This is a genomic window from Antarcticibacterium sp. 1MA-6-2 (assembly GCF_021535135.1).
GTDB lineage: Bacteria > Bacteroidota > Bacteroidia > Flavobacteriales > Flavobacteriaceae > Gillisia.
The window spans coordinates 2,938,293-2,963,486 of the sequence record NZ_CP091036.1 but is presented as its reverse complement, the minus strand read 5'-3'; the positions used below and the strand labels follow the sequence as shown (position 1 = coordinate 2,963,486).

Sequence of the window (25,194 nt, the reverse complement as noted above, 5' to 3'; positions counted from 1 at the left end):
TTCCACGTGAAACATTATCTACCCATATAAACTAAAAGGACCGATATGTCACTGGGACTAACCCCGCTAATTCGGGAAGCCTGGGAAACGGTTACAGGTTGAATTTTGTTGAGCTTTTCTCTTGCTTCAAAAGACATTGATTTAATTTTTGAATAATCAAAGTTACCGGGAATTTTTACTTCCTCGAGCCTGTGAAGTTTATCGGCGTTGTTTTTTTCCTTATCAATATAACCGGAATATTTTACCTGAATTTCAGTTTGCTCAAGCATCTCCTCATTAAGATCATTTTCAGCAATAAACTCTCTAACACCAGGAAAAGATTTGACGTCTTCCATTGTAATATTAGGACGGGAAAATATTTTGAAGATTTTATCGCTCTGTTTCATTGGAGAAGAATCCTTCCCCTCAAGAACTGGATTTGAATATTCAGGTACCACGCTGGTCTCCTTTAAATATTCAACAAATTTAAAAGACTTCTCCTTCTTCTCTTCCATTTTTCTCATCCGCTTCTCCCCTGCTAATCCTAAATTGTAGGATTGCTCAGTAAGCCTGAAATCTGCATTATCCTGTCGAAGTAATGTCCTGTATTCTGCCCGGGAAGTAAACATTCTGTATGGTTCTTCTGTTCCTTTTGTAATAAGATCGTCTACAAGAACACCAATGTAAGCTTCATCTCTTTTAAGGATAAATGGATCTCTCTCCTGCACTTTTAAAGCTGCATTTATACCAGCCATTAGTCCTTGTGAAGCTGCTTCTTCGTAACCTGTAGTACCATTTATTTGTCCGGCAAAATAAAGGCCGTTTACCAATTTGGTTTCAAGGGTATGTTTTAATTGTGTAGGCGGGAAGTAATCATATTCTATTGCATAACCAGGCCTAAAGAATTTTACTTTCTCAAATCCTTCTACAGATCGTAAAGCTTTAAACTGAACATCCTCGGGTAAAGATGTAGAAAATCCATTTACATAAACCTCTACTGTATTCCAACCTTCGGGTTCTACAAAAAGTTGATGCCTGTCTTTATCTGCAAAACGGTTAATCTTATCTTCTATAGAAGGACAATACCTGGGGCCAATACTTTTTATTCTGCCATTGAACATTGGGGAGCGATCAAAACCTTCTTTTAGTAAATCATGAACCTGAGGTGAAGTGTATGTCATATAACATGACCTCTGTTTTGATAAAGGTTTCGTCACATCTAAATATGAAAATTTTCCTGGCACATCATCACCGGGTTGCTCAACCATTTTTGAATAATCCAAAGATCTCCCATCTACTCTAGGAGGAGTTCCGGTTTTCATTCTTCCTGATTCAAAACCTAACTGAACAAGTTCTTCGGTTATTCCTGTAGCCGCTCTTTCTCCAGATCTTCCACCACCAAAGTTTTTATCTCCAATATGTATCAACCCATTTAGAAAAGTACCGTTAGTAAGAACTACAGCTTTACTTCTAATTTCTATTCCAAGAGAAGTTTTAACTCCTTTAATTTCGTCTCCCTCTACTATTAAGCCTGCAACCATCTCCTGATAAAAATCGAGATTTTTGGTTTGTTCCAAACGCAGTCTCCAGTGTTCAGCAAACATCATTCTGTCGCTCTGCACTCTGGGACTCCACATAGCAGGTCCTTTTGATTTATTAAGCATTTTAAATTGTATTGCACTTGTGTCACTCACCAATCCGCTGTAACCACCAAGAGCATCAATCTCCCTTACAATTTGCCCTTTTGCAATTCCGCCCATAGCAGGATTACAACTCATTTGGGCTATATTCTGAAGGTTCATAGTAATTAATAATGTAGAACATCCCATATTAGCCGAAGCCGCAGCGGCCTCACTTCCTGCATGTCCTGCACCAACAACTATAACATCATATACTTTGTCAAACATAAAATCATTTTTCTTGTTATTGTTCCACGTGGAACAATTGCATTTTCTCCTCTTCTTTTTTTCTCATTAAAGAAGATTCTTCGTCAGTTTTATCCTTGTATCCGCACAAGTGAAGAACTCCATGTACTATTACCCGTCGTAACTCATCATCAAAACTAACATTGTAGATTTCAGAATTCTCCTTTACTCTTTCCGTGCTTATGTAAATATCTCCCTGAAGAATTCTTCCCACAGAGTAATCAAAAGTTATGATATCGGTGTATGTGTCGTGCTTAAGATACTCCTCATTAAGACTAAAGAAGATATTCATCATCACAAAAAATATAGCTTATCTCCTCCAGCTTCTTCTCCTCAGTAGAAATGACATTTTCAATCCAGGAGGAATATTTTTCCTGATTCTGGAGCTCAAAGGAATTTTCGGAATAGAAATTAATTTTCGAAGGCTTCAAAATATTGCTTTACTTTAGCTTTATAAATTTGCCGCAAAGGTAAGGTTTGTCTGTTTAAAATTTCGGTTGAATTGAAATATTCTTTAGCCTTAAGATTTTGATCCTGAGCATTATTTTGAAACTCCTGTAGGTTGGTTTTAGCCGTTCTTCGCTCTTCCTCTTCCTGCTCAAAAGAAGCATTCTCCAGCTCCAGCATCCTGTGTGAGATTCTGTTCATTCTATCAAGAGTTCTCTGGTTAAAACCATTTTCAAGTATCTCCCTTTCCACCTGTTCCATTTCTCTAAGTAATCCTGAATTCTGCGGCTCCTCTCCGGCTTCACGAAGCTTGTTTTGGAGTTGCTGTTTTAATAGCTGTTGTTGTTTAAAGATCTCAAAAAGTTTTCCGCTCATTTCCTCCTGTTGCCTTTCTTCATTTTCACCTTCTCCGCCTGTTCCCTTTTCCTGACCTGAAGAACCCTTCTCCTGACCTTTCTCTCCTTCTCCGCCTTCCCCTTGCTCACCGGGTTTCTCCCCTGTAGTTTGACCTAAACCTTCTTTCATCATTTCATTAAGCTCATCCTGGGACATAATGATATCCTTTAACTGTTTGCCACCCTTGCCTCCCTGACCCGGTCCTTCACCGGGCGAACTACTGGCATTCATCATTTGCTGCATATTGTCAAAAACCTCACTTAACATAAGTGCAAGATCATTGGTCCCGGTCATGACATATTGTTGGCTCGCGGTACCTTGCGGTATTTCATTTTGAGCAAGCCTTTCCAGGGATTTATCAATATCAAATTCGATGTCCGTCAACTTAGAGGTTATCTTTTCCGAGATCATCGGGTTGTTAACCGCAAGTGCGAATAAACTGTCGTCTACGTGCCGAAAATGTTCTTTTAATACCTGTTGTTTCTTAAGTTCATTTGCATAAGTAGGCGCATTAGGCCTGAGACCTCTAAACGTGAGTAAAAGCTCTTCCTGTTCAAAAGAAAAAACCATGAGGTTATCCAAAATTTGCCGAAGACTTTCCATGTTTGCCTCAAGTTGTTCTCCCTGACCCATTGCTTGCTGGGCTTTCATCTTCTGGCCCATTTCCTTCATTTTCTGTCCGGCCTCCTTTTGTTTCTGTTTAGCCCCCGATTTATCATTCTGTTCTAATTTCTCATAAGCTTCTTTTTGTTTGTCAGAAATTTCTGATTCATCTTCCTCTTCCCTTCCAAGTTTCATAGGTTTCTTTAATCCCTCATTTTCCTTTTCGAGTTCATCTAATTCTTCCTTAGTGTCTTCAAATTCCTTTGTAATTTCTTCCTGCTTCGTGGGAGTATTAGCCGAATCCTTTTCTGATATCGCCTCCTGCTTTTCACCCAACTCTAAAAGATCATTTGCTATTTTAAAGGTTTTCTCCTGCACATAATAACGCTTCATCAACTCTAAAATTTGCTCCAGGCTCTTTTGTTCATTTGTGTTCTGCTTGGCAAGTTTTTCCAGCTTTTCAGTTAATTCTTCCCGGCTTAATTTATCTGCATATTTCTGAAGTTCCTCCAAAAGGTTTTCATTCTCTTCCAGGCGTTCCTCTTTTCTAGCTAACCTCTGTTCCAGCTCTTTCTTGAATTCATTCTCCTTCTGTGGACTTTCACTCTGTAGGCTTTTCTTCAGCTTTTCAGAATAATTTTTCATCATTTCTGTTTGCTGTTTTTGCCTCTCGAGGAAATTTTCCATCTTCTTTCTGTCATTGAAATTTAATTGCTCCTTCTCCTTTTGAAGACGTGATAATTCTTCCAGTTCCTTTTCTGAAAGTTTTGTCTTCTCCAGGCTTTCAGAAAGATTTCTTATAGACTCCCCCTGTTTCTGAAGGTTTTCTTCCTGAACTTCATTATCAGATTTTTCCCTGTAACTGAATAGTTCACTCTCACTTCTTTTTGCCCCATGTACTCCATCATTATCAAATACCTCAAAATACATGTTGTAATTTGTTCCTTTTTCCAGCTTCACATTCCCGGGAAACGTTTGAAAGAATTCATTGAATACTTCCCTGTTCACAGGAATGGAAACTTTTTCAGAAGCTTCCTCGCCTTCTTCGGTGTTGTAGTAAACCAGGTTAAGTTTAGAGATTCCGTGATCATCAGAAACTTTTCCGAAGAAATACAACTCCTCCCCGTCTATACTGTCTCTCTTATGCTGAACATTAATTTCCGGAAATTGATCTTTTATCACAGCAACAGAATAACGCAGCGATTCATACTTCTCTACTTCGGAGTTGGAAGTAGTGATTTGGTAGTCCACATCAAAATAAAGAATTGTCGAAAAATTGAAAGATTCAGCCTTATTTTCAAACTGTCTTATAGTGTCTCTTGTTGAAAATAGCACCTCCCCTGTAGCTTTTGTCTGCAAGTTCCAGGAGACTTCAGTTCCTTCGGGCACAGTAATATTTCCAGTACCTTTAATTGCTTCTGAAGGCTTGTTAAGGTAACGCGGATAATTAAGAGACATTTGAAAGTCTAAGATTTTTGGCACTTCGACCACCTCAACAACATAACTCCTGGAAGTCACCCCATTGGCACTTAAATAAAACTGAATATCCTCCTTAATCCCCTGAAAAACATACTCATAAGTGGCAGGACCTGTGTTTCGCAGAAAATAGCTCTCATCATTAAAATGTATTGCAACCGTCTCTGGTGCAATAGAACCCGTGGTGTTTACACGAAGCGGAAAGGAGCTTCCCTCTTCTACCTTTAAATTTTCAGCTTCAAGGTGAAACGAAAAAGGTGCAGGAGGTTCATAAGCGGTTTTGTAATGTACGACCCTCTCATAACTATCCGAAAAAACATTTTGATTTCCGGTTATGAAAATAGCCAGTACAATTAGGATTGGAAAAGCTGCATATTTTAAGTACCTGAGACTGCTATTAAAATTGACAGCAAGCTTGAAAGGTACAGGTTTTAATTCCTTTGACTTTTGCGCAATACCTGCCATTAAAAGATCAGACTGTTGTGCGTTATTTTTTAGCTGCAGGACATTCAGCAGTTTATCATTCACCTCTGGAAAGTGTTTTCCAATAATCCTGGAAGCTTCTATTTCATCAATTCCTTTTGATAGTTTAAAGAGCCGGGCCAGGGGAATAAGAATAAACCGAAATAACAGTGCGGCCGAAACTGCTATAAACAACCAGAAAAGTATACTTCGGTTGGGCGGGGAAAGCCAGAAGAAATGTTCAATAAATAATATCAGAAGAAAATACAGCAGCCAGATGGAGAAGAACAGGATACTTCCCTTAAGTAATTCATTAAGATAATATCTCCTGATAAATTCTTCAAGCTGCTTTTTTATGTAATTAAATTCTTCCATTCCAGTCCCCTTCTAATCTATTTTTAAAACTACAAATTTCTTTTAATTTGATGAGCTTTACAAGAGGTAAAATATTCTGTATTAATCTCCTGCGTCATTTTGCCTCTTCTCTCTTTTGCTTAAGTGGCATTTCCTCCTAATATCTCTTACCTTTGCGTCTAAAATTAAATTTATGCCAGCTAAAGTAAGGGTAAGATTTGCGCCCAGCCCTACAGGTCCGTTACATATTGGTGGAGTGAGAACAGCTCTTTACAATTACCTGTTTGCAAAAAAACATAACGGAGATTTTCTGTTAAGAATTGAGGATACAGATCAAAATCGCTTTGTAGAAGGAGCCGAAGAATATATAATTGAATCGTTAAACTGGTGCGGGATCCCTTATGATGAAGGCCCCGGAAAAGAAGCAGGATACGGGCCCTACAAACAAAGTGAGCGGGCGCATTTGTATAAAAAATACGCCGATGAACTAATTGAAAGTGGTAATGCTTATTACGCTTTTGATACTGCCGAAGCCCTTGATGCCCACAGGAAAGATCACGAAGAAAAAGGTAAAACTTTTATTTACAACTGGCATAATCGGCAGAAACTGCAAAATTCCCTGTCTCTTCCAAAAGAGGAGGTAGAGAAAAAACTTACTGCAGGTGAAGAATATGTCATCCGCTTTAAGTCTCCCGAAGGAGAAACGCTGCATTTGGAAGATGAGATAAGAGGAGGAATGGAAATAGACACTAACATTCTTGACGATAAAGTTTTGTTCAAAAGCGACGGAATGCCCACCTATCATCTCGCCAATATAGTGGATGACCACCTTATGGAAATCACCCACGTAATTAGAGGTGAAGAATGGCTGCCTTCTCTTGCCCTACATGTTCTACTATATCGTGCCTTTGGCTGGGATGCTCCTAAATTTGCGCATTTACCTTTAATACTAAAGCCTCAGGGAAAAGGCAAATTAAGCAAACGTGACGGAGATAAAATGGGCTTTCCTGTGTTTCCACTTGAATGGAAAGATCCTAAAACAGGAGAAATTTCCTCAGGATACCGGGAAGAAAATTATCTTCCGGAAGCTGTGGTCAATATGCTTAGTTTTTTGGGATGGAATCCCGGGACGGAACAGGAGTTCTTCAAACTGGACGAGCTAGTACAGGCTTTTGAACTTTCCAGGGTACACAAATCAGGAGCTAAATTTGATCCTGAAAAAACGAAATGGTTTCAGCAGCACTATTTACAACTGCAGTCTGATGAAAAATTAGCCGAAGATTTTCAGAAAATCCTTGACAAAAAAAGCATTAATTCAGAAAAAAAATATACCACTACAGTTGTGAGTTTATTAAAAGAACGCGCAGTTTTTGTAAATGATATCTGGGAACTTGGAAGTTATTTTTTCCAGGCACCGGAGTCTTTTGATGAAAAAGCCGCTAGAAAAGTCTGGAAGGATGATACTGCTGAAATTATAGAGAAGCTTTCACAAATTGTTGAAAAAGTTGAGCCCTATAATGTTGAGAATCTCCAGAATCAAATTAAAACCTGGATCACAGATAATAACATTGGTTTTGGAAAAGTAATGCAACCCTTCAGATTATCCCTTGTAGGTGCAATGCAGGGACCCGATGTTTTTGAGATCGCAGCGCTTATTGGGAAGGAAGAAACTGTAAAAAGACTGAACTACGCTAAGGAAAATTTGTAATTAGAGATAAAAGACAAGTCCTAACGTAGCAAGAGTTAGTTTGCCATTAAGATCTGTCACACGATTTCCTGTATCACCTAGTTTCTACGGGTTCCAAATTTCCGAACATATTGGAAAGTCCATACTGGTACTGAGCAAATACTTTAAATCTGCGAAGGCTAAGCAGAAATTTCTCCGGCAACTGCAAAATTTAGTTTCGAAATATCTTCAAGATCCCCGGCAACCAGGTTGTAACCGGGGATCTTTGCATTTTCCAGACCTTCTTCAGGAGTAAACTTGCTGTTTATTTGAAGGACAGGACCTGCTTCTATACTCAGGTAATCCCCAATGATCTTATGACCCACAAAGAAATTTATCTGTACCCCATTGGTTTCAAAAAATGTTTCTGTAAGTCGGCCACTCCCCTGCTCCATCACTTCCATGCCTGAATTGTACTGGAAATAATTAAGGCCATATAGGAAAATAAATTTATTGTAGATATTGGCACGTGTGGATAAACCAGCTGAAAAACCAATTTGCCTGGTGAAGCTTAGATCATCACTGGTTAATCCTCCATAGTTTACTCCTGCCTGTATCCCGAGACTATTGTAGGTGTCTTTAGGGTATCGCTGGGAAAAAGACTGCCATGAAAAAAACAGCAGGACCAGCATCAAAAAATATCCTTTTAAACCCATTCCTTTAAGATTTGTTCACGATAAATGTAGTTTTTTTATCACTATCTTGAACTAATAAATTATTCAGGACTATGATAGGATATGTTTTAATCCCGTTAATAATCGTTTTTGCTCTGGTAATAGTTTTTTCCGGAATATTTACGGTTAGGCAACAAAAATCTGCTGTGGTGGAAAGGTTTGGGAAATTCCATAGCATACGCAATTCGGGTTTGCACTTTAAAGTTCCCATTATTGATCAAATAGCAGGAAGAATTAGTTTAAAAGTACAACAACTGGATGTTTTGGTGGAAACCAAGACAAAAGACGATGTATTTGTAAAACTGAAAATTTCTGTTCAGTTTCAGGTGATCAAGGCAAATGTTTATGATGCTTTCTATAAATTGGAGAATCCCAACGACCAGATAACCTCTTATGTATTTGACGTTGTAAGAGCAGAAGTTCCAAAAATGAAACTGGATGATGTTTTTGAGCGGAAAGATGACATTGCTATTGCTGTAAAACGAGAACTTAACCAGGCAATGTCAGATTACGGCTATGACATCATTAAAACGCTTGTAACAGACATTGATCCTGATGCACAGGTAAAGAGTGCCATGAACAGAATAAACGCCGCAGAACGCGAGAAAGTGGCTGCAGAATACATTGCAGAGGCTGAAAGAATAAAAATCGTTGCGAAAGCCCGTGCAGAAGCTGAGAGTAAAAGGCTACAAGGACAGGGAATCGCTGATCAACGAAGGGAAATAGCAAGAGGTTTAGAGGAAAGTGTTGATGTGCTGAATAAGGTGGGAATTAATTCCCAGGAAGCATCAGCTCTTATAGTAGTTACCCAACACTATGATACTCTCCAGGCAATAGGGGAAGAAACAAACACAAATCTTATTTTACTTCCTAATTCTCCTCAGGCAGGAAGTGACATGCTCAATAATATGATTGCTTCTTTTTCAGCTTCTAATCAAATAGGTGAAGCAATGAAAGAGAAAAACATAAGGGATGGTATTGTAAACGTAAAAGAACAAAAAAGAGCCAAAGAATCAGGGGAAGAAAAGGAATAAGAATAGCCGGATCTATTTAATAACACTTCAATATACAAAAGAATGTATTATTAATGAGATCCAGCTTTTACTGTTAAATATAAATTTTAAGGATTAAAAGGTTTATCCCTGTTCACTTCGTCTGTCCCGGCGTCTATAATAACTTTTTCCACTATTATTTCTGTTTCAACAGGACCTGCCATTTCATTGTCAATTGGTTCCACTCTTAAATCAGCACCAACACGAGGGGGATTGTTATCCTTATACTCTTCAATAAAACCTTTAGCTGCACCCTCAACCATCGCTTTAGCTTCTAAAGCTTTACGCTTAACCAGGTCAGATAGATTTCCCAATAAAACTTTAGGAGAAATCTCCCTTTTCACGTGTTTTATGTTCAATTTCAGCTCCTCCTTTTCTATTTCATTCTGCAACTTAAGGATCTTAAGATCGCGGTCAACTTCTTCAAATGATCTGTATTCTTTCATAATTTAGTTATTAAAGAATTTACGTGAAGATTTGACTAAAACAGTTTTCTCGATATATTTCTTACCGACAACAAACAGAAGAATGAGGAACAGTATATAAATTCCTCCCACAATAAAGAAACCTGCACTGGGAGAATCTAAAACATTACTAAGATAAATAGCAAGAGCCACTGAAAGGAACATAAGGGCTACAATAGCAAAAAAAGCTGCTAAAACCCCTACAATAATAGAGACAACTCCCTTCGTTGCACCCTTATATGCGCTAAGTTTATAGTATTCTTTACTGCTTTGTTTTACAGCTTGAATACTTTCCTTAAGGCTACTAATGCTATAACTTAGATTTTCAAAAGCCATGTTTAAATAACTGCTTGTCCAGTAGTTTGTGGTCCTGATTTACCACCACCAGTTGTTCCGGTTTTACTACCTGTTGTATCTCCTATAGTGCCAGAAGAACTTGTAGAACCAGATCCTGTTGAACCAGAAGCTGTGTCTTTCTGGAACTTAGAATTCTGCTTTCTAAGATCTTCAAGCTTGGATTCCATAGCAGACAGTATTTCATCAGCCTTATAACTGGCAGAAGATAAAGTTTCTTCTAAACGACGTTCAAAATCCACTCTGGCCTGTTTTGCCTTAGTGCCTAGATTAGATGAAGTTTCCTGATATCTTTTATTGAATTCATCCTGAGCTCTTCTGGCGTCCTCGCCAAGCTTCTGACGAGTTTTCTCACCACTGTCAGGTGCATATAAAATACCCGCAACAGCTCCAATAGCTGCGCCTGTTACTAAAGCCAGAAAAGTACTTCCAGTATTTGCCATAATTGTCTTTTTTAGTTAATATTCTTTCAAATATACTCTAAACAGTAACCTATGGCTGTTAATAACCTAAGTTAATATGTAAAAATTCAATGCTAAAGTATTCTTAACACATCACTCTCATTGGCCCTGCTTACCCCAGGAGTCCCTAAGTGTAACAGTCCTGTTGAAGATCAGGTTTTCAGCTGAGCTTTCTTTATCTACACAAAAATATCCAATTCTCTGAAACTGGAATTTTTCGGCCACTCCAGCATTCTTAAGTCCGGGCTCTACATATCCCTTAATTACTTTTAAAGATTCGGGATTAATGAACTCCAGAAAATCTTTCTCCTTATCAGTATCTGGTGTTTCTTCAGTGAACAATCGGTCATATAAGCGTATTTCAGCTTCAAGAGCGTGAGGTACAGATACCCAGTGGAGCGTTCCCTTTACTTTTCTCAATGATTCTTCGGTCCCACTTCCACTTTTGCTTTTGGGATCATAAGTACAATGAATTTCTGTAATTTCCCCGTTTTCATCCTTAACTACTCCTTCTCCTTTAATAATATAAGCACTCTTAAGCCTCACTTCCTTACCAAGGCTTAATCGGAAAAACTTTCGGTTAGCCTCTTCCTTAAAGTCTTCCCGCTCAATGTAAATTTCTCTTGAAAAAGGAATCTCTCTTGTACCCGCCTCTTCATCTTCAGGATTATTCTCAGTCTCCAGCCATTCTTCTTTCCCTTCAGGATAATTAGTAATAACCAATTTCACAGCGTCTAAAACTCCCATGACACGTTGAGTTGTTTTGTTAAGATCCTCACGTATGCAAAATTCTAAAAGAGAAACATCTATTACATTCTCCCTTTTAGCTATTCCTATAGTTTCAGCAAATTTTTTAATTGACGCAGGAGTATATCCCCTTCTTCTAAGCCCTGAGATAGTAGGCATCCTTGGATCATCCCAGGAAGCTACAATTCCTTTTTGTACTAAATGAAAGAGTTTTCTTTTACTTACAATGGTGTGGCTTAAATTGCGACGTGCGAATTCCCTTTGTTTAGGAAGAAAATCTTCAGAAGAGCTTACCTTTTCCAAAAACCAGTTATACAACTCCCGGTGCGGCAAAAATTCCAGGGTACAAAAGGAATGCGACACACCTTCAATAAAATCGCTCTCACCATGCGCCCAGTCATACATTGGATAAATATTCCAGTCATTCCCGGTTCTATGGTGTTTTTTATGTAAGCTCCTGTACATAATAGGATCTCTCATCAACATATTTGAAGAAGACATATCGATTTTGGCACGTAACACGTGAGCTCCTTCGGTAGTTTCCCCATTCTTCATTTTCTCAAACAACTCCAGGTTCTCCTCTACTCTTCTATCACGGAAAGGGCTATTTGTACTACTTGGGTTGGAGTTCCTTTTTGTTCGGCAATGACTGCTGAAGTTTGACTATCAACATACGCATACCCTCTCTTAATAAGTTCTACAGCCCAGTCGTACAGTTGCTGAAAATAATCGGAAGCATAACATTCATTAGCCCATTTAAAGCCAAGCCAAACGACATCTTCTTTTATAGCATCAACAAATTCCTGTTCTTCCTTTATAGGATTGGTATCGTCAAACCGAAGGTTAACTAAGTGCATTGTACTTCTCTCCTAACCCAAAGTTAAGACAGATTGAGGATGCGTGTCCAATATGTAAATATCCATTAGGTTCCGGGGGAAAACGGAATTTCAAATCCTGCTGAGAATACCCATTTTTAAGGTCTTCTTCTATAATTTGCTCAATGAAATTGAGAGATCTTTTTACTTCAGCCATAATCGTGCTTCTTATATAAAATAGATGGCAAAGTTACCAAAAATAAAATCGCTTTTTGTACAGGCATCTATCAGAAAAAACATCATTTCCATCATTTCTTCAAGAGGCTATTTTTACCGTAAAATCGAAAAAAATTAATTTATGGGAATAAAACAATGAAGCTCTTTAACTTTGTAAAAAAATAAATAGTGGGAAAAATTAAATTGCGCAACATCAAGGTCTTTTCTTACCATGGTTGCCTTGATGAAGAAGGAAAAATTGGAAGTGATTACCGGGTAGATCTTACTGTAAAAGGTGATCTTTCTCACTCAGCTAAAACTGATTCTTTAGCAGATACCATTGATTATGTTCACCTGAACAAAATAGTAAAAGAGGAAATGGCTATAAGGGCAAAACTCCTTGAAACTGTGGCAGAAAGGATTCTTAACCGGGTCCTGGATGAATTACTACTGGTACAAAAAGTAAAGGTGGGGGTCTCAAAAATAAATCCGCCTTTAGGAGGAGATGTGGGAATGGTTACGGTATACCGAAGTAAATCCCGTTAGTTTTTTCTTCTGTTACTGGAAAATTTTATTACATTTGCCAACCAATTTTAATGGCATCGTGGCCGAGTGGCTAGGCAGAGCTCTGCAAAAGCTCGTACAGCGGTTCGAATCCGCTCGATGCCTCAAAAGCTTCCTTTTATAGGAGGCTTTTTTTATTCTTTAAAATTACCTCCCCGGTTTCTTTGGTAAACTTAATGTTTAATGGAATTTTTTTTGCTCAAGGCAACATTCTCCGGCTGGATGATCTCTATTTGATCTTGAAGTCTTTCAATTTTTTTTGGAAAAACACCTCTCCCAATTAGGATGCCTCCAAACACTATCATTACAATACTTATCCCTCTTTTCATCATATAGATTCTTTCAGGGGTTAATTTACTGTTCAATTTCTTTGCGAGAAGAATTTTAAAGATATCAAGTACAAGATAGGTAGTTAGAACTGTAGCAAAAAAGACTGTAATTCTGTTAGTATCCATCTCGAGAGTTGGACCAAAGACTATGATAAGACCCAACCAAAATCCTAAAACTCCAATGTTTATAAAGTTTAGCAAAAAGCCTTTGGCCGCCAATCCCAGGTAATCATTTCGGTTCAATTTGCGAACTTCAGGAGTTTCATCTTCAAGAGGTAAGGATTTTTTGGCCTGGATGAAGCTCATGACCCCATATGTTGAAAGTATAACTCCTCCAAAGATGTAAAGGGCTGGATCATCCTTTAATCTCGCCAGTAATTTGGAGGTACTTAAATAGGCTATAAAAAGAAAAACAACATCAGCCAGAATAACTCCCAGATCAAAAAAAAATGCCGCTCTAAATCCCTTTATAGCGGCTGTTTCAAGTAAAACAAAAAATACCGGACCAAGTAAGAATGCCAGAAAAAATCCGAGGGGAATGGCTGCAAGGATGTCATGAATCATACGCTAACTCGATTTTCACAAAGGTAAACTTATTAGTTTATCTTTTTAATAACACCTCCAAAGCTGGTGTGTTCATCTACTCTTTCGGGATCACCATAAATATAAACATGACCTCCAGCTCTTACAGTTGCGTCTACATAATTTTCAGCAAAAACATATACACTACCTCCACCATTTAAATTTATTCGAATATTCTCTCCTTTAAGATTTTCACCTCTAAATCCTCCTGCAGCATTCACATCGATCTCCTGCTTTTCTGCTTTTCCACGAATTCGAAGGTTTCCGCCTGTGCTGGCATTGGCTACAAGATTTTCAACCTCTATAAAGGCAATGATCTCTGCTCCTTCTGTAGCTTTAAATTTTATCAAAGGTTGGGAAATCTTAGAACAAAATTCAACTGCAGCATTTTGCCTGGCCTTAATATCCTGTAATTGCTTATAATAAACGTTTACAACTGTATTATCTGATTTTAAGAGCTGAGTAAGACTGGTTTTAATAATCAAAACCCCTTTATCAACTTTCAAATTAATTTTATCCCTGCTATTGCCTGTAATAACAGCGGTATTTTCTTCAGCCGGAGTAAAATTCACTGTTAAACCTCTTGAAACTTCCACTTCATTAAAGTTATCAAGATCAATATTTATTTCCTGTCCAAACACACCTGTTGCAGGGATGAACAACAGTAAAAACAATAATTTTTTCATGATTAAATAGTCTTCTGCCTGTATAGATTTTTAATTTTTAAAACAGGAGTTAAGAATTCCCGCCTTCCTGATTATCACCAACGAGATTAAAATCCAGATGTCTTTTAACAAGATCTGCATTTTTTACAGTTACATATACTTCATCTCCAAGGGTATACTTTTTTCCAGTCCTTTTACCAACTATAGCATACTGTTCTTCATCAAACTCGTAATGATCATCCTTAATATCCCGTAATCTCACCATTCCCTCACATTTATTATCAATGATCTCAACATAGATACCCCATTCAGTCACTCCTGAAATAACGCCTAAAAATTTCTCATCCTGGTGATCTATCATAAATTTCACCTCCATGTACTTAATAGAATCTCTTTCGGCATTAGTCGCAAGACTTTCCATTTCACTACTGTGATGACATTTTTCTTCGTATTCTTCTTCTTTTGCTGAAGGTTGTTGATCCAGGTAACGCTGTAAAAGTCTATGAGTCATTACATCCGGATATCTTCGGATAGGTGAAGTAAAATGAGAATAATAATCAAATGCAAGACCATAGTGACCAATGTTCTCTGTACTGTAATAAGCTTTACTCATCGTGCGGATGGCGAGAGTATCTACAAGGTTCTGCTCTTTTTTCCCCTGAACATCACTCAATAAGCTATTTAGAGAGGTTGTAATAGATTTTCTGTCCTTAAGGTTTATCTTGTAACCAAATTTAGAGACAACAGTTTGTAATGAAGCTAATTTTGATTCATCTGGTTCATCATGACAACGGTATACAAAAGTTTTCTTTGGAGTTTGTTTACCTATGAACTCGGCTACTTTCCTATTGGCAAGTAACATAAACTCTTCAATTAATTTATTGGCTTCTTTAGTTGTTTTAAAGTAGACACCTGTAGGTTCATTCTCCTCGTTCAACTGAAACTTTACCTCTACTTTATCAAAAGATATGGCTCCTTCTTTCATACGCCGGGCCCGCATTTTCTTTGCAAGTGTATCCAGAGTAATTACTGCTTTTACAATATCATCACCCACAGTATACTCCTTATCCTGAATGGATATTTCTAAAGGAATATTTCCTTTTCCTGTTTCTATAATATGCTGTGCTTCTTCGTAGGCAAATCTTGCATCAGATAAAGTTACGGTTCGCCCAAACCATTGTTTTTTCACATGCCCGTGACTATCCATATTAAATATTGCAGAGAAAGTATATTTTTCCTCATTTGGTCTTAAAGAACAGGCATTGTTAGATAGTACTTCCGGTAGCATAGGCACAACCCTGTCTACCAGATATATAGATGTAGCCCGTTGATAAGCCTCTTCATCCAGTATAGTATCGGGTTGCAAATAATGAGAAACATCTGCTATATGAATCCCTATTTCAAAGTCGCCATCTTCTAATTCTCTAAAACTTAAAGCATCATCAAAATCCTTTGCATCTATAGGATCTATTGTAAAGGTTAGAACGTCCCGAAGATCTTTTCTTTTAGAAATTTCTTCTTCTTTTATTGAAGTATCAATGCCATTGGCGTATTCTTCAACTTCTTCAGGAAATTCATGAGGTAACCCATATTGGGCAAGTATGGAATGGATTTCAGTATTATGTTCCCCTGGTTTTCCCAACACCTGAGTAACCCTACCAAAGGGGGAATCAGCTTTTTCAGGCCATTCTTCCATGGTGACTACCACTTTATCACCATCCTGGGCATCCATTATCTTGTTCTTTTGAACAAAAATATCGGTGTACATTTTTGGATCCTGTATAGAAACAAATCCAAAATTCTTTTGAAGTTGAAGAACACCAACAAATTCAGTTCGCTTACGATTTATTACTCTTACAACTTCAGCTTCAGACTTTCTTTTTCTTCTGCGGTTGTAAATATAAATTTCAACCTCGTCACCATCAAAAGCTTTATTTAGAGCATTGGCAGGAACAAAAACATCATCTTCCAGTTCCGCTACCACTACATAACCAAATCCTTTAGCAGTCATATCGAGAATTCCGGTATAGTAATCAAGATTGGCTACTATGCTAAATTTTCCCCGTTCCTTTTCCTCAATTTCTTTTTTAGCTGCCAGTTGGGCCAGGGCCCTTATAATTTTATTTCTCGTATTAGCGTCATCAACGCCGAGTTTAGCTGCGATTTGTTTATAATTAAAAGTAGTCTCCGGTGCTTTTCTTAAAATGTCCTTAATAGATTTGGAGAGATTATCTGTATTGCCTCCGGAACTCTTATTCTTCTTCTTCTTTTGACTCATATATTTAATTAAAGGATAAAATTACGGCTAAAAACTGACTTAGAAATTATCTGCATCTAAAGTTTTGTTAAGGCATAGTTGCTATTTGATTTTCCCGGAAATCCAGGATCCATTGGTTAACAAACAGTTAAGAAATAATAAATTAAATTTTTATTAGGAAAATATTAAAGTTTTCTTAAATTTGGTGCTAATTTCTCCCCCACAGAATTCTCCCCGTTAACAAAATTTTTAAAGTGATAGGTATGAGCAAATCAACTAAAATATCGCTCTTATTTTTTATTATTTTTCTGGCAGGAGTACTGGGAATATTTTCGTTTGTAAATGAATCCCTTAATAAAAAATCTACTACACACTTTCATGTGAGTGGTACTTCTGTAGTAGTATTAAGTTCTGAAAATTAAACTTCTACAGAAAATTCAATAATTTATTTTTATTATTTCATAATTTAAATACTGGTATATCTGGTTGATATATAGTTATTTATAATAATTAAAAAAATAATACAAAAAATTACGTTTATTCCTGCACATCTTTTTTCTTCTAAAAATTATTTGTTCTTTTTCTCGCCAGACTTCATTGTTATCAACAGTTATTATATTATTTACTTTTTCTTCTTTTTAAAAATTTATAAAACTGATGCTTATGATGGGTTGTTAATTTGTAGAATAACTTTTTGAAGAAAAAATTGGAATTCTCGCTACCAACACATCCTATTGAGATGTTAACAAAACCCTAATAAGACAAAGTGCTGATTACTATGGTATTTTAAGAACTACTTAACAAAAGTTAATAATTATGTGTTAATAGAATCTCTTGATAAAACATTTAAATTTTGCTGTTCACAACAGAAATTTTGATGCTCATAAGTTGACGAAAAATACAGGAGTTATAATTTGAAATCCTCACATAATTTTTTCTATTCTTTATTTCAGCCATATATCCAAATAAGCTTGTAAGATTCTGCCTAAATCTTATTCACAATTATAGGTGAATATCAACACCTTTGAAATAAAGGTTTTATGAATAGTAATTAACAACTGAAATAATATTAGTTAACAAGCCATTTTTTACCTTTGTTTAAACTTATAAATCAACATTATGAAAATTGCAATTGGGAACGATCACGCAGGTACAGAGTATAAAAAAGCTATCGTAGCCTTTCTGGAATCAAAGGGTATTGAAGTTATTAACCATGGAACAAACTCTGAAGATAGTGTTGACTATGCTGACTTTGTACATCCCGTAGCTAATGATGTGGAGAATAAAACTGTGGATTTTGGTATAATTATTTGTGGAAGTGGTAACGGGGCTTCAATGACTGCTAATAAACACAGTGGAATTAGATGTGCCCTTTGTTGGACAAAAGAGATCGCTGCACTTGCAAGGGAGCATAACAATGCTAACATCTTAAGTATTCCGGCCAGATATGTTTCTCAAACTCAAGCTGTGGATATGGTCCAGGTTTTTTTGGATACAAAATTTGAAGGAGGAAGGCACCAAAAAAGAATTGAAAAAATACTGGTGTAGTTTTTAAATATTTATATTTCAAGAGGTTTTTCTTTAATTCATCTACATCAGTTTATGTTCTTATCCATCAGAGTATGTTCGGGTTAAGTTTTAGTTAGCTATTTTATATATAGAAATGAATATTATTATAAAATCTTTTTCTCAATTAAACCTTGAGGAGCTTTATAAAATCCTTCAGCTAAGAAGTGAAGTTTTTGTTGTAGAACAAAATTGTGTTTATCAGGATGTTGATGGGAAAGATATGGATGCCATTCACGTTTTAGGTTTTGAGGATACTGATCTTGTAGCTTACACCCGTTGTTTTGACGCTGGAAATTATTTTGATAAAGCTTCTATAGGACGGGTAATAGTAAAGGAGAATTTTAGAAAGTACGGCTATGGCCATCAAATAATGGAAGCTTCTGTAAATGAAATAAAAAAGAGATTTAATACAGGGAGCATTAAGCTTTCAGCACAACAATATCTTATTAGGTTTTATGAATCCCACGGGTTTCAACAAACAGGGGAAGGTTATCTTGAAGACGGCATTCCCCATGTTGCTATGATTAAAGAAAAATTTATTTAAGAATTTCTGAATACTTATTAGGATTATTAAGTACTTCCCGGGCCTGCACTATTTCCGGATTATTTTGTACATAATACTCATACAGGCCCTCCTGGTAAAAATATCTTTTTATTATTTCGTCTGTTAATAAGCTGGAAATTTCGGCTTTTTTGCTTTCTAATTCGGCTTGCTTTTTTTGAGCAATATCATTGATCATTTTTTTGTAATTATCCAGGATTTGCTGTTCAAAACCTTCCTTACGGGCAGTTACTAAAGCTTCATTTAGTTCTGCTTCAGTACGGGTTTCATAACTAAAGTTTTCTCGCTTCAAATAATCTTTAAAATCTGAAAAATCTGCATCAGTAAATTTGAAATTTTCTGCTTTCTCAAGGGAGTGGGAATAATAATATTCAGTAGCATAATCAAAAATGGCATTATTAGCCAATAAAGCGTTGGTTATGGTATTAAATTCAGAAGTTTTCAGCCTTATATCAGGAAGTATACCACCTCCATCATAGACAGATCTTCCACTCCTGGTTTTAAATTCATTGTAATCTTCTGTTCCAATTCTCATCGCATTTCCTTCTTCATCACGCTCACGATAATTAAGAGCCTGGATACACCTGCCACTGGGGGTATAATACCTGGAAATGGTTAGTTTTAACTGAGTGCCGTAAACAAGCTCCTTGGGACGCTGAACAAGTCCTTTCCCAAAACTCCTTGCTCCCACCACAACTCCCCTATCCAGATCCTGGATCGCACCTACAACGATTTCACTGGCTGAGGCACTCCTGCCATCGATTAAGACAGCAAGAGGTATTTTTGTATTAATGGGTTCATTGGGAGTAAAATACTGCTGATTATATTTTTCAATTACAGATTTGGTTGAAGTGATTAACTGTCCTTTTTCTATAAAAATATTGCTTACTAAAATAGCTTCACTTAAAAGCCCGCCGGGATTCCCGCGAAGATCCAGGATTATCTTATCTGCTCCCTTGCCTTGAAGTTCTTTTAATGCTTTAATGGTTTCAGAAGAGGCATTACTGTTAAACCTGGAAAGAACAATATATCCTGTATTATTTTCAAGTAACCTGTAAAACGGAACTGCTTTAAGTTCTATAGTTCCCCGGGTTAATACAGTATTTGTAGTCTTGCCCTGTCTCACATAAGTTATTTCTACCTGGGAATTTGGAGCGCCATTAAGAAGTTCTCCTGCATCTTCTTTAAAATCAGCAACAGAGAGTCCACCTATCTTTATTATTTCGTCTCCGGGCTTTAATCCTGCTTTATCTGCAGGAAAATCTTTATATGCTTCAAGAATGGTAAATTTGTCTTTGCTAATTTTGACTGCAGCCCCAATCCCGTGGTATTCCCCCGCAGTATTCATCCTTGCAGCTTCTACGTCCTGTTCATTCCAGTAATTGGTATAAGGATCTAAATCGTTGAGCATTGCTTTTATGGCAGTATCCATTAGCTCTGCAGGATTAGTTTCATCCACATAGTTCATGTTTAATTCCTTAAAAAGGGTGGTGAAGATCTCCAGTTGTTTGGCAATGGCAAAAAAATCTGATTTTACAAAACCCGTCGTTCCTACCAATAACACAAGGCAAATAAGGATTACTGATATTCGGTTACTTACATTCTTTTTCATTTGCTCCTTCTTTTTCATGTAATTGTTTTAAAACTGCCGTTATTCCCGAATTCACCTGTTGATAATCAACTATTTTTTTTCCTGTAAAAATAAATATGAACGCAAATTTATGGGATAAGTTGTTGTCTACAAGATACTTATTTTTTCTAAAAGCTTCTCTCATTAACCTTTTCAAAAAATTACGGTCAACAGCTTTTTTAAAACTTCTTTTTGGTACTGATACTCCGGTTTTGTGAGAGGACATTTCTTCATCCTTTAGTGGGAGATAAATAAGCTTTACCGGGAATTTATAAATGGATTTCCCATCGGAAAACAGCTAGTCTATAAGGATCTTACTCTTCAGTTTTTCAGTAGAAGGAAATTTCTCGTTCATCGTTAGTTACTACCCGGCTAAATTAAAAAAATCCGCTTTGGAATTCCCAAAACGGATTTTCTTCTTTTTTGTTTTTAATATTTAGTTAGAGGAATCTGTGTCCTTTTGGTAAATATTATCCTGTCTGTTTACATCGGCCATTAATTCCTTTTCATCAATAACAATTCTGGAAACATCGGCTTTTGGTCTTGTGAGACTGAGATCATAGGTAGGGTTTGTCCAGGCCCAATCATCAGCAATCCTTCTGTTTTGTTCTGCCTGAGCTGGTTTTTCCCAACGCATCATCTGTAGCGGAATATAAATATTCTCAACAGTTCCATCATTGTACTCCACTTTTAAATCTATAGGCATAGCAATTCCACCCTTTCTTTCAAGAACCACTGTGGCACCTCCAGGAGCATCATTAAGGTTGGTTACAGCGTAATCGATAGATTTTGTCGTCTGCGTCCAGTCCATTAAATACCAATCAAGTTCTGCTCCTGATACTTTTTCAGCAATGCGAATGAAATCATTGGGAGTGGGGTGTTTAAATTTCCACTCGTCGTAGTAACGTTTTATGGTATTTTTCAAATTTTCTTCCCCAATTATATATCCTAACTGACTTAGAAAGACAGCTCCTTTTGAATAGGCACTTCTACCATAAGCACCATTCAAACTGTACCTGTCTGCGTGGGTTGATTGTGGCTCTTCAACTCCGGAATTTGCCAGTTGAATATAACCTCTGTAACTCCCGGTTTGAGGATTTTCTTTGCCCTCCTCCATAACCTCATTCATAGCCACGGAAGAAATATAGGAAGTGAAGCCTTCATCCATCCATTCGTGTTTAGCTTCATTAGTAGCCATTAAATGCTGAAACCAGGCGTGGGCAAGTTCATGAGCCGTCACTCCTACCAGGCTACCAAACTTTCTTTCTCCTGTGATAAGAGTAGCCATAGCATACTCCATTCCACCATCTCCACCTTGAATTACAGTGTACTGATCCCAGGGATATGGGCCTATGTGTTCATTAAAAAATAACAGTAATTCTTCGGTTTTTGGCTGAAGATTTTTCCAGTTTTCTGCAATCTCAGGTTTGTTCTTATAAAGAAAATGAAGCACTGTACCATCTGCTGCTGTTCTTTTATCGTGGATATATTCGGGATCTGCAGCCCAGGCGAAATCATGTACTTGCGGCGCTACAAAGTGCCAGGTAAGTTTATCACCCTTTTTTCTGTTTACTTTAGTTCCTTCCTTTTCATATCCATATCCAATTTCCTGAGGATTCTGAAGATATCCTGTTCCACCAATAATATAAGATTTATCAAGGCTAATTTTTACATCAAAATCTCCCCATACTCCGTGGAATTCACGGCCTATATAAGGATCTGCATGCCAGCCTTCGAAATCATATTCGGCTAACTTTGGATACCATTGGGTCATGGAGAGTGCAACTCCTTCTTCGCTGTTCCTGCCAGATCTTCTGATTTGTTCCGGTACCTGGCCTTTAAATTCCATTTTAAAGGTGGTCTTTTCACCTGGTAAAATGGGAGAATCAAGCTCCACTTCCAATACTGTTCCTACTTCTTCATATTTTAAATTTTTTCCATTTTTTGTAAGGGAAGAAACCTTTAAATATCCCTGTTGTGCAGGTGTTAAAGATGAAATTCTGCTTCCTACCCTTGGATCGGGATCTGCAATTGTTCTGGATCTTACATCCATTTCGCTTCCTGGCTGGAAGGCATTAAAATATAAGTGATAAAAAACCCTGTTTAAAGTATCGGGAGAATTGTTAGTATAAACAAGTTCCTGGGTTCCTGTATATTGGTAATTATTTACATTCATATCTACCTCCATCGTATAATCTACGTGCTGTTGCCAGTAAGAGGTATTGTTTTGGGCTGAAATAAAACAGCTCATTAAGAGGGAGATTCCTAATAAAATATTCTTCATAATTTGTATTTCACTATTTAACTTTATCGGCTAAGATAAGCGCATTATATAAGTTTACCATCTTCCCTGAAGTTGACAGTTCTTTGAATCTTTTTGAACTCTGCTCCTCACCCACTACAACAGAAGCATTGGTTGTAAGGCCACTATCCATGATAACCTGTTTTACCTGTGTTGCGGTTAATTTTGGATAATATGAACGAATAATTGCTGCAACCCCCGCAACTGCTGGGGCAGCCATTGAAGTTCCCTGTAAATATTCATAGCTGTTATTCGGAGTGGTAGACCATATTTTAGTACCGGGAGCAAATACATCTACGTTAGATTTCCCATAGTTAGAGAAACTTGCTACCAAACCAGATCCATATTCGTAATTAAGAGCTCCAACAGTAAGGAAATTATTAGCAATCTCCTGTGGTTGAGATGGAGATTGATCGTTAGGATAAACCATTTTGTTGTCAAGATTTATTCCTTCGTTCCCGGCGGCATTTACTATTAAAACATCATTTTGAGCGGCATATTTAATAGCGTCTGTTACAAATTCAGGATTAGGAGAAAAATATTTACCAAAGCTGGTATTTATAACTTTTGCACCGTTGTCTACTGCATATCTTATAGCCAGGGCAATATCTTTATCATATTCATCCCCATCGGGAACAGCTCTAAGAACCATTATTTCAACGTTATTCGCTACTCCTTTTATGCCAATATTATTATTTCTTTGCGCAGCAATGATCCCTGCAACGTGGGTACCATGTTCTACATCCTCTTTGTCTGCAGTAGGCCCCGAAACTTTATTATTTCCATAGTTCGTGTCGTTGATGTTGTATGGATCATCTCCTACTATCGCTCTTGCATTAAGGTCTAAATTAAAATGTGACTTAAGCCTGTCACTGTAGTACTTAATTTGTTCATCAAGAATTTTTAATGCCTTCGGAATATTTTCATCAACATTACTTTGGATTTGAGATAACCACATCTTGTACTGCCTCATTTGATCTGTAGTTGCAGTCATTGCAGCAAGTTCTTCCCCGGTATAATCTTCTTTACCTAACTGGCCAGAAACTGCAGCATGAGCCGCTACCAACTGTTTCTGAATATTTCTGTATTGATCCCGGTTCTGAAGATTTTCAGTATACTCCTTTTCATATTCCGCTTTAGCAGCCTGGTATAATGCGAATTCTTCTCTTTGAGCCTCACTTAAGGTACTTGCCGATTTTCCTTCATATTGAGGTTTTAATCTTTTGTAAATCCTCGCATACTCCATGTTTTCCTTAACAGCGTCACCAAGAAAATTCCATCCGTGGATATCATCTACATAACCGTTATTATCATCATCTTTTCCGTTATTTCTTACCTCGTCCCGGTTTACCCAAATAACACTTTTAAGGTCTTCGTGAGCGATATCTACACCACTGTCTATAACCGCTACTATAACTTTTTGACCAGTATTAGTTTTAATTATTTCCTCGTAAGCCTTATTAACGCTCATTCCCGGTATGGTATCTTTAGTAAGATCTGCTCCACCCCAGCCCTTTAATTCTACATCGGTCAAACTGGTTACCTTTAATGGGATCTCATCTATATTCTCTATAGGAGTTGAAATAATAGATGGGGAGGTGCTGCCGCATCCTGCAAACACTAAGGCCATTCCTGCAATTAGAAAAGGCTTAAAAACTGGTATTCTCATATTTCTCATTAATTAAATAGTTCATTAAAAGTATAAACTTCATCCAGGCGAATTCCTTTTTCTGTTCGTTTTACAGTTACGATTTCGTTGTGGGCATCGTGTTCCAAAAAGAGGTAATAACCCTCATCTGCAGCTTTAGATAAAAAAACTTCCTTTTCTGAAAGTGTTAAAAGCGGCCTGGTGTCATAACCCATTACGTAAGGCAAAGGAATATGTCCTGCTGTTGGCAAAAGATCTGCCATAAAGACCAGGGTTTTGCTTTTATACTGTATATGAGGTATCATTTGTTTATCTGTATGGCCATCTGCAAAAAATACACCAAAATTAAAATACTCAGATTCCAGGAAAGCTTCTGATGAAGTTCTTTCCAGAAAATGCAACTTTCCACTTTGCTCCATGGGAAGTATATTTTCTTTTAAAAATGAAGCTTTTTCCCTTGCGTTTGGTTCAGTTGCCCACTTCCAGTGATCTTTGTTGCTCCAAAATCTGGCGTTCCTGAAAGCAGGTTCATAGCCTGTTCTATCTTTGTTCCATTGAATAGAGCCGCCGCAGTGGTCAAAGTGCAGGTGCGTCATAAAGACATCTGTAACATCATTCCGGCTAAAACCGTGTTTTTTTAAAGACTTATCAATAGAATTGTCACCCCAAAGATTATAGTAGCCAAAAAATTTATCACTTTGTTTATCACCCATTCCTGTGTCAATAAGTATGAGTTTATCTCCCTCTTCGATAAGAAGGCAACGTGCCGCCATATCTATAAGATTGTTTTCATCTGCAGGATTTGTCTTATTCCAGAGTGTTTTAGGAACAACTCCAAACATAGCACCACCATCGAGTTTAAAGTTTCCCGCTTCAATTGGGTATAAAGTCATAAAAGAAAAAATTTAGCCTGATTATTTGAATAATCTGCAAAA

At 37.2% G+C, this 25,194-nt stretch carries 20 protein-coding genes, 1 tRNA gene and 2 pseudogenes; 7 read left to right on the top strand and 16 right to left on the bottom strand.

All coding sequences use genetic code 11. The features are described from left to right. Window positions 1-14: 14 nt before the first annotated feature. From mnmG to LZ575_RS15080, 3 genes and pseudogenes are all read right to left on the bottom strand, one after another. Window positions 15-1,886, bottom strand: a complete 1,872-nt coding sequence (mnmG, locus tag LZ575_RS15090; RefSeq protein ID WP_235325312.1) for a tRNA uridine-5-carboxymethylaminomethyl(34) synthesis enzyme MnmG — start codon at window positions 1,884-1,886, stop codon at window positions 15-17. Window positions 1,887-1,902: 16 nt separating this feature from the next. Further along, a pseudogene (ybeY, locus tag LZ575_RS15085) lies at window positions 1,903-2,335 on the bottom strand (rRNA maturation RNase YbeY). Next, the gene (locus LZ575_RS15080) at window positions 2,316-5,663 is read right to left on the bottom strand and encodes a DUF4175 family protein (protein WP_235325311.1); all 3,348 of its coding nucleotides are present in this window, start codon (window positions 5,661-5,663) and stop codon (window positions 2,316-2,318) included. The pseudogene ybeY and the gene LZ575_RS15080 overlap by 20 nt, the downstream one beginning before the upstream one ends. 172 nt (window positions 5,664-5,835) lie before the next feature. On the opposite strand from LZ575_RS15080, the gene gltX reads away from it, so the two are divergent. After that, complete coding sequence (gene gltX / locus LZ575_RS15075; protein ID WP_235325309.1) at window positions 5,836-7,350, top strand: glutamate--tRNA ligase; 1,515 nt, start codon at window positions 5,836-5,838, stop codon at window positions 7,348-7,350. Window positions 7,351-7,508: 158 nt separating this feature from the next. Here the strand turns inward: gltX and LZ575_RS15070 are convergent, their stop codons facing one another. Then, window positions 7,509-8,024 (bottom strand): hypothetical protein, encoded by a 516-nt coding sequence (locus LZ575_RS15070; protein ID WP_235325307.1) that lies wholly within the window; start codon window positions 8,022-8,024, stop codon window positions 7,509-7,511. Between the two features lie 71 nt (window positions 8,025-8,095). On the opposite strand from LZ575_RS15070, the gene LZ575_RS15065 reads away from it, so the two are divergent. Further along, window positions 8,096-9,076: an SPFH domain-containing protein gene (locus LZ575_RS15065; protein WP_235325305.1), complete on the top strand. Its 981-nt coding sequence runs from the start codon at window positions 8,096-8,098 to the stop codon at window positions 9,074-9,076. Window positions 9,077-9,162: 86 nt separating this feature from the next. Here the strand turns inward: LZ575_RS15065 and LZ575_RS15060 are convergent, their stop codons facing one another. The 4 genes and pseudogenes from LZ575_RS15060 to LZ575_RS15045 form a co-directional block, all read right to left on the bottom strand. Beyond that, a complete protein-coding gene (locus LZ575_RS15060) occupies window positions 9,163-9,540 on the bottom strand; it encodes a DUF6327 family protein (protein ID WP_235325303.1) in 378 nt (125 codons plus the stop codon). A 3-nt stretch (window positions 9,541-9,543) separates the two neighbouring features. Then, complete coding sequence (locus tag LZ575_RS15055; protein WP_235325301.1) at window positions 9,544-9,894, bottom strand: phage holin family protein; 351 nt, start codon at window positions 9,892-9,894, stop codon at window positions 9,544-9,546. 2 nt (window positions 9,895-9,896) lie between these two features. Next, on the bottom strand, window positions 9,897-10,355 hold the full coding sequence (locus LZ575_RS15050) for a YtxH domain-containing protein (protein ID WP_311195815.1): 459 nt from the start codon (window positions 10,353-10,355) through the stop codon (window positions 9,897-9,899). Between the two features lie 117 nt (window positions 10,356-10,472). Continuing rightward, window positions 10,473-12,152: pseudogene (locus LZ575_RS15045) on the bottom strand (glutamine--tRNA ligase/YqeY domain fusion protein). Between the two features lie 188 nt (window positions 12,153-12,340). Between LZ575_RS15045 and folB the strand changes: the two are divergent. Both folB and LZ575_RS15035 read left to right on the top strand, forming a co-directional pair. Beyond that, window positions 12,341-12,697: a dihydroneopterin aldolase gene (gene folB / locus LZ575_RS15040; protein ID WP_235325299.1), complete on the top strand. Its 357-nt coding sequence runs from the start codon at window positions 12,341-12,343 to the stop codon at window positions 12,695-12,697. Between the two features lie 52 nt (window positions 12,698-12,749). Continuing rightward, window positions 12,750-12,820: transfer RNA gene (locus LZ575_RS15035), tRNA-Cys, on the top strand. 68 nt (window positions 12,821-12,888) lie between these two features. On the opposite strand, the gene LZ575_RS15030 is transcribed toward LZ575_RS15035, so the two are convergent. Genes LZ575_RS15030 through rnr form a run of 3 tightly spaced genes read right to left on the bottom strand, consistent with a single transcriptional unit; the run spans window position 12,889 to window position 16,569 of the window. Further along, the gene (locus tag LZ575_RS15030) at window positions 12,889-13,608 is read right to left on the bottom strand and encodes a LysE family translocator (protein WP_235325297.1); all 720 of its coding nucleotides are present in this window, start codon (window positions 13,606-13,608) and stop codon (window positions 12,889-12,891) included. 32 nt (window positions 13,609-13,640) lie between these two features. After that, entirely contained in the window at window positions 13,641-14,312 is a 672-nt protein-coding gene (locus LZ575_RS15025) for a head GIN domain-containing protein (protein ID WP_235325295.1), read from the bottom strand. Between the two features lie 49 nt (window positions 14,313-14,361). Continuing rightward, complete coding sequence (gene rnr, locus LZ575_RS15020; RefSeq protein WP_235325293.1) at window positions 14,362-16,569, bottom strand: ribonuclease R; 2,208 nt, start codon at window positions 16,567-16,569, stop codon at window positions 14,362-14,364. Between the two features lie 242 nt (window positions 16,570-16,811). On the opposite strand from rnr, the gene LZ575_RS15015 reads away from it, so the two are divergent. From LZ575_RS15015 to LZ575_RS15005, 3 genes are all read left to right on the top strand, one after another. Then, the gene (locus LZ575_RS15015) at window positions 16,812-16,970 is read left to right on the top strand and encodes a hypothetical protein (RefSeq protein ID WP_235325291.1); all 159 of its coding nucleotides are present in this window, start codon (window positions 16,812-16,814) and stop codon (window positions 16,968-16,970) included. A 697-nt stretch (window positions 16,971-17,667) separates the two neighbouring features. Continuing rightward, the gene (gene rpiB / locus LZ575_RS15010) at window positions 17,668-18,096 is read left to right on the top strand and encodes a ribose 5-phosphate isomerase B (protein ID WP_235325289.1); all 429 of its coding nucleotides are present in this window, start codon (window positions 17,668-17,670) and stop codon (window positions 18,094-18,096) included. Between the two features lie 115 nt (window positions 18,097-18,211). Beyond that, window positions 18,212-18,661, top strand: coding sequence for a GNAT family N-acetyltransferase (locus LZ575_RS15005; RefSeq protein ID WP_235325287.1), 450 nt, complete (start codon window positions 18,212-18,214; stop codon window positions 18,659-18,661). Here LZ575_RS15005 and LZ575_RS15000 read toward each other — a convergent pair. From LZ575_RS15000 to LZ575_RS14980, 5 genes are all read right to left on the bottom strand, one after another. Continuing rightward, window positions 18,654-20,291 carry a S41 family peptidase gene (locus LZ575_RS15000; RefSeq protein WP_235330750.1) on the bottom strand — a complete coding sequence of 546 codons (1,638 nt, stop codon included), beginning with the start codon at window positions 20,289-20,291 and terminating at the stop codon, window positions 18,654-18,656. The genes LZ575_RS15005 and LZ575_RS15000 overlap by 8 nt on opposite strands. Further along, on the bottom strand, window positions 20,272-20,562 hold the full coding sequence (locus LZ575_RS14995; RefSeq protein WP_235330749.1) for a ribonuclease P protein component: 291 nt from the start codon (window positions 20,560-20,562) through the stop codon (window positions 20,272-20,274). The genes LZ575_RS15000 and LZ575_RS14995 overlap by 20 nt, the downstream gene beginning before the upstream one ends. A gap of 183 nt (window positions 20,563-20,745) precedes the next feature. After that, on the bottom strand, window positions 20,746-22,593 hold the full coding sequence (locus LZ575_RS14990) for a M1 family metallopeptidase (RefSeq protein WP_235325285.1): 1,848 nt from the start codon (window positions 22,591-22,593) through the stop codon (window positions 20,746-20,748). 13 nt (window positions 22,594-22,606) lie between these two features. After that, window positions 22,607-24,280, bottom strand: a complete 1,674-nt coding sequence (locus LZ575_RS14985; protein ID WP_235325283.1) for a S8 family peptidase — start codon at window positions 24,278-24,280, stop codon at window positions 22,607-22,609. Window positions 24,281-24,288: 8 nt separating this feature from the next. Further along, window positions 24,289-25,152, bottom strand: a complete 864-nt coding sequence (locus tag LZ575_RS14980; protein ID WP_235325281.1) for an MBL fold metallo-hydrolase — start codon at window positions 25,150-25,152, stop codon at window positions 24,289-24,291. Between the last annotated feature and the right edge of the window lie 42 nt (window positions 25,153-25,194).

Coding starts and splice junctions, on each gene's coding strand:
- mnmG (WP_235325312.1), bottom strand. CDS start 1,886: ATGTTTGACAAAGTATATGATGTTATAGTTGTTGGTGCAGGACATGCA.
- LZ575_RS15080 (WP_235325311.1), bottom strand. CDS start 5,663: ATGGAAGAATTTAATTACATAAAAAAGCAGCTTGAAGAATTTATCAGG.
- gltX (WP_235325309.1), top strand. CDS start 5,836: ATGCCAGCTAAAGTAAGGGTAAGATTTGCGCCCAGCCCTACAGGTCCG.
- LZ575_RS15070 (WP_235325307.1), bottom strand. CDS start 8,024: ATGGGTTTAAAAGGATATTTTTTGATGCTGGTCCTGCTGTTTTTTTCA.
- LZ575_RS15065 (WP_235325305.1), top strand. CDS start 8,096: ATGATAGGATATGTTTTAATCCCGTTAATAATCGTTTTTGCTCTGGTA.
- LZ575_RS15060 (WP_235325303.1), bottom strand. CDS start 9,540: ATGAAAGAATACAGATCATTTGAAGAAGTTGACCGCGATCTTAAGATC.
- LZ575_RS15055 (WP_235325301.1), bottom strand. CDS start 9,894: ATGGCTTTTGAAAATCTAAGTTATAGCATTAGTAGCCTTAAGGAAAGT.
- LZ575_RS15050 (WP_311195815.1), bottom strand. CDS start 10,355: ATGGCAAATACTGGAAGTACTTTTCTGGCTTTAGTAACAGGCGCAGCT.
- LZ575_RS15030 (WP_235325297.1), bottom strand. CDS start 13,608: ATGATTCATGACATCCTTGCAGCCATTCCCCTCGGATTTTTTCTGGCA.
- LZ575_RS15025 (WP_235325295.1), bottom strand. CDS start 14,312: ATGAAAAAATTATTGTTTTTACTGTTGTTCATCCCTGCAACAGGTGTG.
- rnr (WP_235325293.1), bottom strand. CDS start 16,569: ATGAGTCAAAAGAAGAAGAAGAATAAGAGTTCCGGAGGCAATACAGAT.
- LZ575_RS15015 (WP_235325291.1), top strand. CDS start 16,812: ATGAGCAAATCAACTAAAATATCGCTCTTATTTTTTATTATTTTTCTG.
- rpiB (WP_235325289.1), top strand. CDS start 17,668: ATGAAAATTGCAATTGGGAACGATCACGCAGGTACAGAGTATAAAAAA.
- LZ575_RS15005 (WP_235325287.1), top strand. CDS start 18,212: ATGAATATTATTATAAAATCTTTTTCTCAATTAAACCTTGAGGAGCTT.
- LZ575_RS15000 (WP_235330750.1), bottom strand. CDS start 20,291: ATGAAAAAGAATGTAAGTAACCGAATATCAGTAATCCTTATTTGCCTT.
- LZ575_RS14990 (WP_235325285.1), bottom strand. CDS start 22,593: ATGAAGAATATTTTATTAGGAATCTCCCTCTTAATGAGCTGTTTTATT.
- LZ575_RS14985 (WP_235325283.1), bottom strand. CDS start 24,280: ATGAGAATACCAGTTTTTAAGCCTTTTCTAATTGCAGGAATGGCCTTA.
- LZ575_RS14980 (WP_235325281.1), bottom strand. CDS start 25,152: ATGACTTTATACCCAATTGAAGCGGGAAACTTTAAACTCGATGGTGGT.